The 14,111-nt window shown below is 46.1% G+C and carries 19 protein-coding genes and 1 tRNA gene; 14 read left to right on the top strand and 6 right to left on the bottom strand.

All coding sequences use genetic code 11. The features are described 5' to 3' along the window. A partial coding sequence (locus tag FZD51_RS25380; RefSeq protein ID WP_478209723.1) for a transposase occupies nt 1-186 on the bottom strand: 186 nt, incomplete at its 3' end. A 433-nt stretch (nt 187-619) separates the two neighbouring features. Between FZD51_RS25380 and FZD51_RS25375 the strand changes: the two genes are divergently transcribed. The 4 genes from FZD51_RS25375 (at nt 620) to FZD51_RS25360 (ending at nt 5,494) form a co-directional block, all read left to right on the top strand. After that, nucleotides 620-2,497, top strand: coding sequence for an LTA synthase family protein (locus tag FZD51_RS25375; RefSeq protein ID WP_148977211.1), 1,878 nt, complete (start codon nt 620-622; stop codon nt 2,495-2,497). Between the two features lie 107 nt (nt 2,498-2,604). Then, on the top strand, nt 2,605-3,792 hold the full coding sequence (locus FZD51_RS25370; RefSeq protein WP_148977210.1) for a M14 family metallopeptidase: 1,188 nt from the start codon (nt 2,605-2,607) through the stop codon (nt 3,790-3,792). 122 nt (nt 3,793-3,914) lie between these two features. After that, on the top strand, nt 3,915-5,078 hold the full coding sequence (locus tag FZD51_RS25365; RefSeq protein ID WP_148977209.1) for a YqgU-like beta propeller domain-containing protein: 1,164 nt from the start codon (nt 3,915-3,917) through the stop codon (nt 5,076-5,078). Between the two features lie 95 nt (nt 5,079-5,173). Beyond that, a complete protein-coding gene (locus FZD51_RS25360) occupies nt 5,174-5,494 on the top strand; it encodes an MTH1187 family thiamine-binding protein (RefSeq protein WP_148977208.1) in 321 nt (106 codons plus the stop codon). A gap of 87 nt (nt 5,495-5,581) precedes the next feature. On the opposite strand, the gene FZD51_RS25355 is transcribed toward FZD51_RS25360, so the two are convergent. Together FZD51_RS25355 and FZD51_RS25350 are read right to left on the bottom strand one after the other, a co-directional pair. Beyond that, nucleotides 5,582-5,755 (bottom strand): DUF2759 domain-containing protein, encoded by a 174-nt coding sequence (locus tag FZD51_RS25355; protein WP_009794905.1) that lies wholly within the window; start codon nt 5,753-5,755, stop codon nt 5,582-5,584. Nucleotides 5,756-5,838: 83 nt separating this feature from the next. Continuing rightward, nucleotides 5,839-6,327 carry a hypothetical protein gene (locus tag FZD51_RS25350; protein ID WP_148977207.1) on the bottom strand — a complete coding sequence of 163 codons (489 nt, stop codon included), beginning with the start codon at nt 6,325-6,327 and terminating at the stop codon, nt 5,839-5,841. 110 nt (nt 6,328-6,437) lie between these two features. Between FZD51_RS25350 and FZD51_RS25345 the strand changes: the two genes are divergently transcribed. Further along, nucleotides 6,438-7,070 carry an MBL fold metallo-hydrolase gene (locus FZD51_RS25345; protein ID WP_148977206.1) on the top strand — a complete coding sequence of 211 codons (633 nt, stop codon included), beginning with the start codon at nt 6,438-6,440 and terminating at the stop codon, nt 7,068-7,070. Between the two features lie 27 nt (nt 7,071-7,097). Next, the gene (locus tag FZD51_RS25340) at nt 7,098-8,162 is read left to right on the top strand and encodes a class I SAM-dependent methyltransferase (RefSeq protein ID WP_148977205.1); all 1,065 of its coding nucleotides are present in this window, start codon (nt 7,098-7,100) and stop codon (nt 8,160-8,162) included. Between the two features lie 119 nt (nt 8,163-8,281). On the opposite strand, the gene FZD51_RS25335 is transcribed toward FZD51_RS25340, so the two are convergent. Both FZD51_RS25335 and FZD51_RS25330 read right to left on the bottom strand, forming a co-directional pair. After that, complete coding sequence (locus FZD51_RS25335; RefSeq protein ID WP_009794909.1) at nt 8,282-8,527, bottom strand: DUF2626 domain-containing protein; 246 nt, start codon at nt 8,525-8,527, stop codon at nt 8,282-8,284. Between the two features lie 84 nt (nt 8,528-8,611). Then, nucleotides 8,612-9,313 (bottom strand): helix-turn-helix transcriptional regulator, encoded by a 702-nt coding sequence (locus FZD51_RS25330; RefSeq protein WP_148977204.1) that lies wholly within the window; start codon nt 9,311-9,313, stop codon nt 8,612-8,614. A gap of 199 nt (nt 9,314-9,512) precedes the next feature. On the opposite strand from FZD51_RS25330, the gene FZD51_RS25325 reads away from it, so the two are divergent. Further along, nucleotides 9,513-9,893: a Spx/MgsR family RNA polymerase-binding regulatory protein gene (locus FZD51_RS25325; protein ID WP_009794911.1), complete on the top strand. Its 381-nt coding sequence runs from the start codon at nt 9,513-9,515 to the stop codon at nt 9,891-9,893. A gap of 54 nt (nt 9,894-9,947) precedes the next feature. Here the strand turns inward: FZD51_RS25325 and FZD51_RS25320 are convergent. Continuing rightward, a tRNA-Gln gene (locus FZD51_RS25320) sits at nt 9,948-10,019 on the bottom strand. A gap of 127 nt (nt 10,020-10,146) precedes the next feature. On the opposite strand from FZD51_RS25320, the gene comGA reads away from it, so the two are divergent. From comGA to comGG, 7 genes are read left to right on the top strand one after another with little or no spacing between them, the layout of a single operon-like run. After that, nucleotides 10,147-11,214, top strand: a complete 1,068-nt coding sequence (gene comGA / locus FZD51_RS25315; RefSeq protein ID WP_148977203.1) for a competence type IV pilus ATPase ComGA — start codon at nt 10,147-10,149, stop codon at nt 11,212-11,214. After that, entirely contained in the window at nt 11,201-12,232 is a 1,032-nt protein-coding gene (gene comGB / locus FZD51_RS25310; RefSeq protein WP_148977202.1) for a competence type IV pilus assembly protein ComGB, read from the top strand. The genes comGA and comGB overlap by 14 nt, the downstream gene beginning before the upstream one ends. Next, entirely contained in the window at nt 12,222-12,557 is a 336-nt protein-coding gene (gene comGC, locus FZD51_RS25305; protein ID WP_148977201.1) for a competence type IV pilus major pilin ComGC, read from the top strand. Before comGB ends, comGC begins: the two co-directional genes overlap by 11 nt. Continuing rightward, nucleotides 12,550-12,987, top strand: a complete 438-nt coding sequence (comGD, locus tag FZD51_RS25300) for a competence type IV pilus minor pilin ComGD (protein ID WP_148977200.1) — start codon at nt 12,550-12,552, stop codon at nt 12,985-12,987. Before comGC ends, comGD begins: the two co-directional genes overlap by 8 nt. Continuing rightward, on the top strand, nt 12,974-13,294 hold the full coding sequence (locus FZD51_RS25295; protein WP_148977199.1) for a hypothetical protein: 321 nt from the start codon (nt 12,974-12,976) through the stop codon (nt 13,292-13,294). Before comGD ends, FZD51_RS25295 begins: the two co-directional genes overlap by 14 nt. Further along, on the top strand, nt 13,239-13,721 hold the full coding sequence (comGF, locus tag FZD51_RS25290; RefSeq protein WP_148977198.1) for a competence type IV pilus minor pilin ComGF: 483 nt from the start codon (nt 13,239-13,241) through the stop codon (nt 13,719-13,721). Before FZD51_RS25295 ends, comGF begins: the two co-directional genes overlap by 56 nt. Next, nucleotides 13,708-14,097, top strand: a complete 390-nt coding sequence (gene comGG, locus FZD51_RS25285; RefSeq protein ID WP_148977197.1) for a competence type IV pilus minor pilin ComGG — start codon at nt 13,708-13,710, stop codon at nt 14,095-14,097. Before comGF ends, comGG begins: the two co-directional genes overlap by 14 nt. Nucleotides 14,098-14,111: the final 14 nt, after the last annotated feature.

Raw genomic sequence — 14,111 nt, 5'->3', positions numbered from 1 at the left:
TATCAATACGACCGGGTCAATACTTGGGCGGCCGACTTCTGAGTACATATCTTTCACAAGTGGATAGATAAATGAAAAATCAATCGCAGCCTCAACCTTGCGAACCAGATGGTTCGAGGGTACAAGTTGGTCAAGAGCAATCATTTCAATTTGATCCCGTTGGATTGAATTATTCTTAGTCAGCATTTTTTTCACCTCAAGCATTGGTATATCTTATATTTTATAAAAAAATAGACTGTAGGCAAACCCGAATTTCTTCGAGTTTGTCTACAGTCTGAAACCTTCTGCCTGCGCAGAAGGTTTTTTTTTGATGAAACCGGTGGATTTAAGGATGGGGAAAAAGGAAACCATAAAAGCAAAGTAAAAAGTCCCCCTATGGCGGGAGACAGTCATCAGACTATAGAAGCATTTTTGGCGGAACAGGACAAACCGGAAACCTTTCATTGTTTGAAACGTCTAATAAGATGGGTAAGAAGGAATCAGCCAATAACCTATTATACATTCAGAATGTAAAAGTAAAATTGATTTTTTATTGAGAAAGCATTAAGATTATCTTTGTTGCGTTTCCATAATTTAGCATATGCTTGTCTTTCAATCGGCAATGCAGGGAGGGATGATCATGGGGAATAAAAGATGGCCTGCGCTTCACCTGATTGGATTTGCGGTAGCAGTGCTCTGGCTTAAAACCTATATCGCCTATAAAACTAGCTTCGATATAAAAATTGAGAACTTCAAACAGGAATTAATCCTGCTGATCAATCCGCTTAGCTTTTTAATGTTTGTGCTGGGGTTCGGTCTTTTTCTGAAGAAGAAAAATCAAGTCAGGTATGTTGTTATCTCCAGTTTCATTATATCAGCAATCCTTTTTGCAAATGTGGTCTTTTACCGGTTTTTCAACGATTTCCTGACAGTCCCGGTCCTGTTCCAGACGAGCAATATGAGCGATCTTGGAAGCAGTGTAAGCGAGCTGCTTAATTTGACTGATCTGCTTTATTTTGCAGATTTCATTATTCTGGCCATCATCATGATGTCCAGACCCCAGGCACTGGTGTACCGCGAACATTCCCAAAAGAACCGGAGGGCATTCTTCCTGGCTGCCGTTGCCATTGCCTTCTTTAATTTAGGGCTTGCAGAAACCGAGCGTCCCCAGCTGCTGACACGTACCTTTGACAGGGAAATGCTGGTCAAGAATATCGGCACCTATAATTATCATATTTACGATGTGTTCCTGCAGTCGAAATCCTCAGCACAGCGGGCCTTGGCTGACGGGAGCGAATTGGCGGACATAGGAAATTATGCACGCGCCAGCTACGTTCCCCCGGAGGAGGATATGTTCGGCATTGCCAAAGGGAAGAATGTCATTCTCATTTCAATGGAATCCACCCAGAATTTTGTCATCAATGAAAAAGTCAACGGGCAGGAAATCACACCTTTTCTGAATGACTTCATAAAAGAAAGCTACTATTTCAATAATTTTTACCATCAGACAGCACAAGGAAAAACATCTGACTCTGAATTCCTTGTAGATAATTCCCTTTATCCGCTCAGCAGGGGAGCAGTATTTTTCACCCATTCCGGAAATAAATTTGCCGCTGCTCCTGAGATCCTGAATCAGAACGGATATTACACAGCATCACTCCATGCCAACAATAAGAGCTTCTGGAACAGGGATATCATGTATGATTCATTTGGGTATCAGCGGTTTTATTCTCTTCCGGATTATGAGGTGACTGAAACCAATTCAGTCGGCTGGGGGATGAAAGATATCGATTTCTTCGAACAGTCGGTACAGCACTTAAAAGAAATGCCTGAACCTTATTATGCAAAGTTCATCACACTGACCAACCACTTCCCTTTCGAGCTTGGGGAAGAAGATCAGTTCATTGAACCATATACATCCGGCAACAAAACTGTTGATAGCTATTTCCCTACTGTCCGCTACACTGATGAAGCCATTAAGAATTTCATTCAGAGGCTTAAAGATGAGGGGATATATGAAGATTCCATCATCATCCTTTATGGTGACCATTACGGCATCTCAGAGAACCATAATAAAGCGATGGGAGAGTTCCTCGGCACAGAGGTTACTCCGTTTGTAAGCACCCAGCTGCAGCGGGTCCCTCTCATCATACACATTCCCGGCCAGGAGGGAAAAACGATTTCGAAAGTGTCCGGGCAGATTGATATAAAGCCGACTATACTCCATCTACTTGGCATAGACACCAGGAATGACATCGATTTCGGGGCAGATCTGTTTGCAAATGACCGCCAGGAGTTTACGGTGCTGAGGGATGGCAGCTTCATTACAAAAGACTACCTGTATACAAGGGACACCTGCTACAGCAAGGAAACCGCTGAACCGGCGGACGCTGCAGCCTGTGAGCCGTATATAGAGAAAGCAAAAAATGAACTTGAATATTCCGATAAAATTATTTATGGCGACCTCCTGAGGTTTTATGAGGATTCTCCGTATATCAAACAAAAGGGCGATAACTGAATCACGAAAAATGGGGCTGCAAAGAAAAAATGCAGCCCTTCTTTTATAGACCGTAATGATTGGCCTCTTTCTGTCATACATATGAGAAGATGGAAAGGGGGATCTTCATGAAAGTAGCAGTCCGATCAGGCGATACGCTTTGGTATTACAGCAGTCTTTTTATGGTTCCAGCAGGGCTTTTGACTGACTCCAACCCCGGGGTGGATCCGGCAATGCTGCAAATCGGCCAGGAAATAGCGATTCCCGGCTTTACTGTACAATCCTATATAATCCGCGAAAATGATACCTTCTGGAAAATAAGCGCGTCCCGCAGCCTTTCAGTGGATGCGCTGCTTCTCCTGAACCAGGATGTCAACCCAAACAGGATACAGCCCGGAGAGGAAATACTGATTCCTGTGAGGGCAGTTTCCCCAGTCGTAAATGGGCGGATAAAATATACATTTGAACAGCTTGAAAATGATATCAGGAAGCTTGCAGACATCTTTCCCTTCATAAAGATAGGTTCAGCAGGGGAAAGCGTCCTCGGGAAAACCCTATATGAAATCAGGCTTGGCAATGGGAGCAAGAAGGTGCACCTGAATGCCTCATTCCATGCCAATGAATGGATCACATCATCTGTATTGATGCTCCAGCTGAACACATTCCTGCTATCTCTAACCAACAGCACACCCATAAGGGGCATCAGCACACTTCCTTTGTATGATTCAGTCGATCTGTCCATCGTACCGATGGTAAACCCGGATGGGGTGAACCTGGTCCTGGAAGGGCCTCCCGGAGGAATGGAAGCAGAACTGGCAGAAATCAACAGGGGCAGCGCAGATTTTACAGGCTGGAAAGCCAATATACGGGGAGTGGACCTGAACAATCAATTTCCCGCTAAGTGGGAAGTAGAAAAGGAGCGGACAGAAGAGAAGGCTCCTGCACCAAGGGATTTTCCAGGGACTGCCCCTTTGACAGAGCCTGAGGCTCAGGCGATGGCAGCACTGGCAAGGGAGCGGGAATTTGGAAGGATTCTTGCCTATCATACCCAGGGCGAGGAGTTCTATTGGGGTTATGAGGGTCTGGAACCGCCTGAATCTGCCGCGCTTGCCAGCGAGTTTGCAAGGGTGAGCGGCTATGAGGCCATCCAGTATGTGGACAGTTTTGCAGGATACAAGGATTGGTTTATAAAAGAATTCCAGAGGCCCGGTTTCACGATCGAACTGGGAAAAGGGATCAACCCGCTTCCGCTGTCGCAGTTTGATGAAATATATGAAGAGACGCTGGGTATCTTCCTCGCTTCCATATATATGTAATTCACATATTCGGCGATTATCGGTTTAAAAATTTTTGTTATTAAAATATAATATATTTGTAATATAAAAGATAAATTTACACGAAACCATTTATGGCTCAGAAGGGAAAAAGGATGTGTGGAATGAAACATGAAGACTCTCACCCATTTTTTAAGTTTTTAGGCCCATTCCTGTTTATATTTGCTTTATCCACACTCATCCTATTCGGGTGCAGCCCCGAGCCTGCCAGCCGGGATGGCGGGGAAAATGGGAAAGGTCAATCCGCCCGGACAGCTGGCAAGGGGCAGGGAGACCAGGAAGAAAAATTCAAGGTGAAGCCTGTAACCATCGAAGAGGGGGAAATCCAGTCCATCAACGGATGGGTTGGAAAGAATATACTTGCCTTTACTGTTGCGGAACAGGAAGGAACAAAAGTGATTACCCATAATATTAAAACAGGGAAGCAGCAAACGATCTATGAGAGTGAAGTTCCGATTGCGGCTGTAACAGTCAGCCCATCAGGTAAATATCTGCTCATCCAGTCACCGCAGGCCGGCATTGAAAGCACCATCACTATCATTGATCATGAAGGAGCCCCATTAGCTGAAGAAACCATGGAGCTGTATGAGCTTGCAGTTGAATGGAATCCTTTTGATGAGAACAGCCTCCTGCTCTCTGTATTTAATGAGGATTGGGAGTTCCAGGTGTACCATCTTCAAATCAGCGGCAATCTGCTTGAAAAAATCGGACTGCCAGAGCCTTTTGCCCAATGGATATCCAAGAACGATTTGTTTTACCTGGATTGGAGCGAGCAAAGCCCTTCTCTCTTTGCTCCTATGAAAACGATTGGGCTTTTGAATGGAGAGGCCAAAACTGTCCTTGATGATCTGATTAAAGCAGAAGCGTTGCCTGAAGGGATAGTGGCGCTTTCTGTCGATCAGGAACAGGAAGGGATGGCTGAGTATACCTTCTATGACGGGAGCTTCCAGCGTGTATCTTCTTTTTCGATGCCTCATTTAACAAGATATTCAGATTGGCTTGTTCCTTACTATGCATACGATCAATCTGCCGGTCATTTTTATACCTTTGAACCGCTCTACAGTACAGAAGCAGATTCATATGCAGAAGGCTTCAGGCTGATCAGCTACAGTCCTGATGAACAGACAAAGGATACCATTTTCGAGGGGGTGGAAAACGAGCCTTTGAGCTGCTCTCCCGAAGGCAGCTTGTGCCTGTACGGGTTTTATTTTGAAAAGCTCCTGAATATGGCTGATAAAACAACGGTTGATCTTGTGAAAAAAGAATAGTTTTCCCTTTTGTTTATAAAGGGAAAGGTCTACAATACAAAATGAATCCTCTGTGCGCTATAGAGGCTTTGAATAAGATTGAAAGAGTGATGTAAGTGGCTATTGCAGATGTAACAATCATCCCGATCGGAACTGATTCGCCAAGTGTCAGTGCATATGTGGCAGATATCCAGAGAGTCCTGCAAAAGTTTGAAAGCGAAGGGCTGATCAGATTTCAGCTGACCCCTATGAGCACGCTTATCGAAGGAGAGCTGCCGGATTTATTCAAGGTTATCGAAGCGATGCATGAAGTGCCGTTTGAAAAAGGACTTGCACGTGCTGCAACCAACATCCGCATTGATGACAGACGCGACGTTGCAAGAAAGATGGAAGACAAGGTGGCGAGGGTGCAAAGCCGCCTGGAGGAATCGGAATAACAGAAAAACAGGGCTGCTTTCAAGCAGTCCTGTTTTTCTGTGAAAATAAAAAAAGCTTGCTGCAGGGCAGAAGCTTTTTTCAATGCATTAGTGTGCCGCCGGAAAACCGTGGTGGATAAGGGTCATAACTGCAAACCAGCCGAAAACGGCAAAAGAGCCTCCTCCGAACACAATTCCCAGGAGATTCTTATTTTTAAGCGCAGAGAAGGTGCCGTATGCTGCAAGCAATGAAACTAAAGCAAAGACAATGACCAAGCCCATGTTGAAAAGCCCCCTTTATCGTATGATCAGATTAGTAAAATCTGTATGTAAGTAATGGTTTACATTCGTTATTATTATATATTTTATATACCCAATTTGTCGAGGTCTAAAAATGACACTTCTATGTCGTATGCCCTTGCAATCCCTAAAGCCAGCTCCTCCAGGTGTACCCCGATAAAATAAACGCGCCCGCACGTGAGCGAAGAGGATGCAGCCAGATGCTCTTCAAATTGCAGCAGGGCCATCTCCCGCTGGACCGGCTCCCCGGCTGTTATGGCAAATGGGCGGACAAGCTCCATCCATAGATAATATTCCCCGTTTTCAGAAATGGTTCCGCAATCATCAAAATGTTCCCCCATCATGGCATCTTCCAGGCTAATGAGGAGGTGCCGCTCTTCGAGCAGATGCCCTTCTTTCAGCAAAAGGACCGCTGTCTCCCTATCCTGTTCAGATTCGTACAGATAAATGGTGCCCGCTGTATCCTTCAGGCTTGTTTCATTTCTGAGCAGCAGATCAAACTCAGGCAACTCCCCGATAAGGCTTGAAGCCTCAGCAGCATAAAAAATCTTCAATTCAGCATCCCCCCGGTTTATTTTTTTCCTCCGTATGCAATCAGCTTTAGTCGGTATTAGTAATAGTGTAAAATATACATAAATAAATGTTCAACTGGAGGCTTTATATAATGGAGTGGAAACAGATACCTTTAGGTCTGATTCAGACAAACAGCTATGTTCTTTCAAGAGAGGATGGAACCTGCCTGGTCATAGATCCGGGCGGAGAGGCGGCAAAGCTGGCGGGATATATTAAAGGCAATAAGCTGAAGCCGCTTGCTGTCCTGCTGACACATGCCCATTTTGATCACATTGGTGCATTGGATGAAATCAGGGAAGAATTCGGCTGTCCTGCCTATCTTCATAAAAAGGAAGCTTCATGGCTGCGTGACCCTTCGTTGAACGGCTCACAGTTTTTCAGAATGGGCAAGGTCACTGCCAAGCCTGCTGAGAATCTTCTTTCAGGAGATCAGGAAATGAAAATCGGTGCTTTTTCATTCAAGATTCTTGAGACGCCCGGCCATTCGCCTGGAAGTGTTTCATTCTACTTTCCGGAAGCAAGCCTGGCAGCTTCAGGGGATGCTTTGTTCAGCGGAAGCATAGGAAGGACAGACCTTCCCGGCGGAAACCAGGAAAAGCTGCTGAAGAGCATCCACGACAAGCTTCTGGTGCTGCCGGAGGATACCCTGGTCCTGTCCGGCCACGGATCTGCCACTTACATCGGACAGGAAATGGATTCCAATCCATTCCTTAATGGATTTTGAGCTATTAAATAAAGGCGGGGATGAAGGTTGCTGGAACTTTTGACTGAAATCATCAGCCGCAGCCCATCGGGGAGGATAACGGCTGAGCAATTTATGGATACCGTTCTCTACGACGAAAATAAAGGCTATTATATGGTACCCAAGCCGAAAATCGGGCGTAACGGGGATTTTATCACCACATCAAATATTTCTGATTTATATGGAAGGGCGGTAGCCAAATGGTATTTTGGCCAAACGCAGGAGCGGGGACTCCCTTCCCATGTCTGTGAAATCGGGGCAGGGGACGGCCGTTTTGCTTCAGCATTCATTGACGAGTGGAATAAACTGTCCGGGGAGCCTGTCACATATTTTGTCAAAGAAGAAAGCCCATATCATAAAGGCCTGCAGTCTTCTCTTTTAGGAGCCCGTGTGCAGCAGGTCGATTCTCTCGAGGAACTTAAGCCTTTTTGCGGATTGATTTTTTCTAATGAATTATTCGATGCCCTGCCGGTCAGACTGGTTGAAAATCAGCAGGGGCATATGATGGAAGTTATGGTTGCAATGGAAAGCGGGGAGCTCAAGGAAGAAGCTGTTCCCCTTGAGGATCCTTCTGTGCTGGCCTACATAAGGGATAACGGTTTAAAGCTAAAAGAAAATCAGCGCCTGGAAATCCCTCTAAGGATGATTGGATTGATTTCCTCCATTTCTGAAATGCTTCATAAGGGGATTGTCCTGACTGTGGATTATGGATATACAGATGAAGAATTGATGGACCCTGCCAGGAAAAGAGGAAGCTTGAGGGGCTATTCCAATCACAGGCTGATCGAGGACTTCTTGTACAGCCCCGGCAAAATGGACATAACAAGCCATGTCCATTTCGATTCTTTTATCCGTGAGGGAGAGAAGCGGGACTTGAGACTTGAAGGGAAGTACAGGCAGGATGAATTCCTCCTTTCCTGCGGCATCCTGGAGGATCTGCTAAATCATGATGATCCTGATCCCTTTTCTGCAGCCAGCAGGCGGAACCGGGCGATCAGGCAGCTGATCTTGCCTTCCGGGATGAGTGCTGCCTTTCACAGCATCGTGCAGACGAAAGGGCTGGGTGCAGGATAAGAAAAGTGCAAGTGCTTTTTCCGATAAGGAACGCAGCTGTGGACAGTGATAGGAGTTAAAAAGTTTTACTTGAAATAAAAAAAAGCGATGGGAATCCATCGCTTTTTCTTTTGCGCGCTTTAGTGCCCTCCGGCTCCTGGGGTCATCATAAAAGTTGACCAGTAGGTGAAGCCAACAAAGAAAACGGTTAAATAAGCGCCAAAAATATAAATATACATACGTTCGGAAAGCTTTAAATAGCTTAGAAGCAGGAAAAATCCTGTTTGGCCGAAGAAGATTAGAGACGTTGTATACATGTCCCCCAAGAAGAACATGACAGCAAAAATGCCCGTCCAGAATCCCAATACTCTGTACATGCGATCCATATGTATCCCTCCTTTAAAGCAAGCAGTTCAATCACTACCATATTATAAAGTAATTCTTATTAAAAAGTAAACAACTCTTTGCTGTTACTTTGTAACCGCTGCATAGTATGAGCACGATTTGCAGTTATTCATCATATTCTCCGTTTCAGCCAGTTCGGCCGAAGGAAAAAGTGCGCCGAGCATCCCTTCCAGGTATTCGAAGTGCATTTCGCACACAGCTGCCGGATGTTTGGCTGCCACTTCTTTAAAAGGGCAGTTGAAAATTTGGAAGAATATTTTAGTTTTTTCGGGATTCATGCTGAACTCCGGGAAAAAACCGGCCGCCATGGCCGCACCCTTAAGCATGAAGAATCTTTCATCAAAAGACAGGTCTTCCTCTTTTTTTTCCTGCCTGTTCAATTCTTGTATAAGGAGCTCCCTGCCAAATTTCCTTCCGGTCTCCTTCAGGGCTTTTTTGCCGGCATCACCAAGATCCATCATTGATTCAATGCAGACTCTTGCAAGCAGCTGAAAATCCCGGAAAGGGAAATTCATCTGGATCAATTCATCGGAGAGCTTATAGTGCCTGCTTGGCCTTCCCCCTTTTCCCGTCTTGCCGGATTTGGAAACCAATAAACCGGCATCTTCCAATTTAGACAGATGCAGGCGGGCAACATTCGCATGAATGCTGAAGTTTTCAGCCATCTCCTGGACAGTGACGTCGCTGTGCTTCTTTGTTATGAACTGATAAATATGATAGCGGGTTGGATCTGCCAGCACATTTGTCACCTTTAACGTTTGATCCAATTCATCACCTCCACCGTTCCAATTCCATTATAATACAGCGGCAGCAGAAACAGGTAAGGCAAAATGAATGTTAGAAAAAAGTTCACAAAAAAGTATAAAATAAGGAGTGTAATTTACTGTACAAAGGTTATACAAATGATGTACAATTCATTTAACAACAAACTAACTAACTAAAAAACCAGAAAAGTGAGGGATATAAATGAATGAACTGACTTTCTTCACGTACCCGAGCTGTACATCATGCAGAAAGACCAAAAGCTGGCTCAAGGCAAACTCAATCGACTTTTCGGAAAGGCATCTGTTCCGCGAAACTCCATCCAGCAAAGAACTGCTGGAGATCCTGTCTTTGACAACAGAAGGCCTTGATGAGGTTTTGGCCACCCGCAGCAGCACCTTTAAAAATCTGAACATTGATGTGAATGAACTCTCCCTGTCAGAGGTTGTCAAAATGATCGTGGAAGAGCCGAAGCTGCTGAGAAGGCCCATTCTGACTGACGGGAAAAAGCTGGTTGTCGGCTATAATCCCGATGCTTTAAAGGGGATTGCCAGCAGGAAAGAACCGCTGAAGCTGAGCAGCTGAACAGAAAATAGGGGAATCAGCCATGCTGATTCCCCTATTTTCTGCCTTCTGAAACTGGGCTAGCTGGATTCGAACCAACGCATGACGGAGTCAAAGTCCGTTGCCTTACCGCTTGGCTATAGCCCAATGCTGCTGTGTAAAGATAGTATATGGAAAAACGGAAGTCCTATGCAAAAAAAATAAAAATAGCAGGAGGACATTTGCAGGAACTGTCGAAATAAGTATTATCCCAAAGAAAGGCGGTGTTATATGGTTGAGTAAAATTGAAAGATTGGCCGACAGTATCGTATGTGATGCGGTCAGGAGAAATGCCTCGGATATCCACATCCTCCCGCGCAGGCATGATACCCTGGTCCAGCTCAGGATCGCTGACAGGCTCTTATCGCGGCAGGTTCTGCCGACTGATGACTGTGAGAGGCTGATTGCCCATTTCAAGTTCTCTGCTTCAATGGATATCGGCGACCGCAGGCGCCCGCAAAGCGGCGCGTATTCACTTGAGATTGATCAGAAGCTGATCGGCCTCCGATTGTCCACCCTTCCTTCTTCCCATCATGAAAGCCTGGTCATCCGCATCCTTCCCCAGGAAGACAATATCCACATTTCAAAGATATCCCTGTTCCCGGCTATGTCGAATAAGCTCCTGGCACTGCTGAAGCATGCCCATGGACTGGTCCTGTTTACCGGGCCGACCGGCAGCGGAAAAACAACTACCCTTTATTCCCTCCTGCATGAAACTTCATCCTTATTCAAAAGAAATGTCATCACGCTTGAGGATCCGATCGAGAAGGACAGCGACCTCGTGCTTCAGGTGCAGGTAAATGAAAAGGCGGGCGTGTCATATGCATCAGGGCTGAAGGCCATCCTGAGGCATGATCCGGACATCATTATGGTCGGTGAGATACGCGATGCGGAGACGGCTGAAATTGCCGTACGGGCAGCGCTGACAGGCCATCTTGTGCTGAGTACGATGCACACCAGGGATGCCAAGGGTGCTATTTACCGGCTGGGTGAGTTCGGGGTGGGATGGCAGGAAATCGAGCAGACACTGATAGCTGTAACAGCGCAGCGGCTCGTGGAACTGTCATGCCCGTATTGCAGCGGTACCTGTCCGCCTCACTGCCGGGGTGCCGCGGCGGGAAAAAGGGCGAGTGTGTTTGAATTATTGACAGGCAAAGCCCTTTCTGCGGTCATGAAGGAGGCGAGAGGGGAAGGGAGCCCCTATCAGTATCCTACCCTGAAGAATGCCATTCTCAAAGGAATTGCGCTGGGGTACATTAAGGAGGCTGAAATGGATCGGTGGGTGTATAATGAGGACCCGTAAATGGACGCTGGACGAACAGGCGGGATTCCTGAAGAGGACAGGCGAACTTCTGCAGAGGGGCTACCCGCTCAGCGAAGCAATCGAATCCCTGGCCTATCATCTGCCTGACTACAGAAAAGCAGCAATTTCAGATAGTCTCAATGATTTAAAAGAGGGCCATCCTTTTTACCGGGTCCTCACAAACCTCAAGTTCAACCCCACTTTGATCGGCTATGTCTATTTTGCCGAGCAGCATGGCGGCCTTGCAGAAGCCTTTATAGACGGAAGCGCTATTATGGAGAGAAGAAGCAAGGAAATCAGCAGCCTGAGAAAAATCCTCTATTATCCGCTGTTCCTGATGTCAGCCACATCTATTCTATTTTTCTTTGTCCAGCACACGCTCCTCCCCAGATTCACTTCGCTTTTTTCTTCCATGGATTTAGACACAAATTTCTTTACTGAAGCAGTAATGCTTGCAGGGACTCTGTTCCCTATTTTTGCTGTCCTTTTCCTTGCCCTGGCAGCAGCTTCATTATTGTATTATTCTTTCAGGTTCAGGCATCTTCCCCAGCTGGACCAGAAACGGCGCCTTGCCATGCTCCCTGCAGCCGGCCCGCTGATCCGGCTGTTTTATACCCAGTATTTCACGGCCCAGCTTGGCTATCTGTTAGGAGGGGGGCTCTCAGTCTCTGAGGCTCTACTCTTATTCCAGCGAAATCCCCAGCAGCCTTTTTACAGCGAATTGGGGGAATCCCTAAAAATCAGGCTCAGAACCGGGGAGAAACTGGATGATATTTTGTCCGGCTTTGCTTTTTTCCAGGAAGACCTGTGCCAGATCATCCGCCATGGCGAGAGAAACGGCAAGCTTGGACAGGAGCTGAGGTTTTACAGCATCCACTGCATGGAGGCATTCGAGCAGAAGGTCACTGCAGGCCTCAAAATCGTCCAGCCAGTATTATTCTCCCTCATCGGCGCCCTCGTGATTTCCATGTATCTGGCCGTGATGCTCCCCATGTTTCATTTACTAAATGGATTATAAAGGAGATGAAATAGTGAAAAACGAAAAAGGTTTTACCCTTATTGAAATGATGATCGTCCTGCTTGTCATTTCTGTCCTGCTCATCATAACCGTGCCGAATATCACCAAGCATAATTCCAAGATCAACAGCAAAGGCTGCGAGGCTTACATCAAGATGGTCCAGGCCCAGGTCCAGTCATATGAGATAGAGCATAAAAAGTATCCTTCGGGAATAGAGGAGCTTGTAAGCGAGGGATATTTAAAAGAAGGCGAAACATCCTGTCCGAACGGCAGCAGCATCTCTATCAGTGAGGAAGGGGAGGTCACGCAGCTGAATAATGGCTAAAGGTGAAGGGGGGTTCACACTCGTTGAAACACTGCTTGTTTTCTCAATTTTTCTTCTGATCTCTTCTCTGGCTGCTGTTTATATCGTCCCTCAGGCAAGCCGGCTTGAAAGCAGGCTGTTCTTATCGCAGCTTCAATCAGACCTCTTTTTCGCTCAGCAATATGCGATTTCCCGCCAGGAGACCATTTCCTTTTATATTTTTCCGGACGAAAACCGCTATATCGCCATCCCGCCCAATTCTGCCGCTATTATCGACAGAAGCTATGAGGAGGATATCGCCATATACGAAGACACTATGAAGTTATCCTTCCGTTTTCTCCCAAGCGGGAATGTAAGCAGCTTCGGTTCATTGTATGCCGAAGCCGGCGGGGAAACATACAGGATTACGTTTTTAATAGGGAAAGGAAGATTTTATATTGTTAAAGAATGAAGGCTTCTTTCTTGCGGAGCTTATCCTCAGCCTGTCTGCCTGGCTTGTTTCTGCCTGTGTGCTGCTGCCGCTGTTTTTGCATGCTTCAGGCCAGGCAGAGGAACACAGAAGAAGCTCTGAAGCAGTTCAGGTATTATACGAATATCTGCAGATGAAAGCTGCAGGATCTGCTCCTGCTATGATTTACCATGAAGCCTATCCCATAGAGGAGATGGAATTGGATGGACTGAGTGTGGAGGTTTGTGTTCACTATGAGAAAAAGAACGGGCAACAAGAAAGAATTTGTGACATTTATTATAAAGAATAATGGCTTTACGCTGGCTGAGATGCTCTTCGGCTTTAGCATCTTCATCATCATTGCTTCACTGCTCCCTCTTTCGCTCAGATACCTGGCTGATGGGGAAGCGTCAGAAATGAGGCTACAAAGAATGGAATGGGAAATCTTTTCTGCACAGCTGAAAAAAGAGGTTCATATGAGCGTAGATATTGAAGTAAATGAAGGGCGGCTGACGCTTGCGGGGAGCGGCGAGTCTGTCAGCTTTGAAAAATACGGCAGCAATCTCAGAAGGAGAGTCAACGGGAAAGGGCATGAAGTGGTATTGCAGAATATCCATGCGGCCTCTTTCTCCTTCCAGGGCAAGAGCCTGCTCGTAGAGGCGCAAAGCCGCCGCGGGGAAAATTTTCACACAGTGATTGTGCCATTTATCGAGGTGAACCAGAATGCTCCGGAATGAAAAAGGGTTTGCTTTTCCTGTGTCTCTGAGCATTCTTCTGGCTTCCTGTTTATCTCTTCTTATCCTGCTGGGGCAGAATGTGTCAGAAGCAGAATTTCTGAACGAAAAAGAACAAATCCTCAAACAGGATTATTATTTGCTCAGCTCTGTCAAAAGGCTTGAGGCGCACCTGGCGGATCAGGGGGAGGATGAACACCTCCAGCCTGGCAGCTTTATATTTAAAGAAGGGACAGTAACATATACAATGACAGAACTGGCGGGCTCTCTCTTCGAAATCTCCTTTACCCTGGCGATAGGATCCCAGAAACCGATTGTTTCATATGCGTTTTATGACAGAGACCGCGGAAAAATGATAAAATGGACAGAAAAAAAGTGAACGGAGATCCGCCT

This window comes from Bacillus infantis (assembly GCF_008180445.1).
GTDB classification, from domain to species: domain Bacteria; phylum Bacillota; class Bacilli; order Bacillales; family Cytobacillaceae; genus Bacillus_AB; species Bacillus_AB infantis_B.
This window is presented reverse-complemented; position numbering and strand designations above follow the sequence as displayed.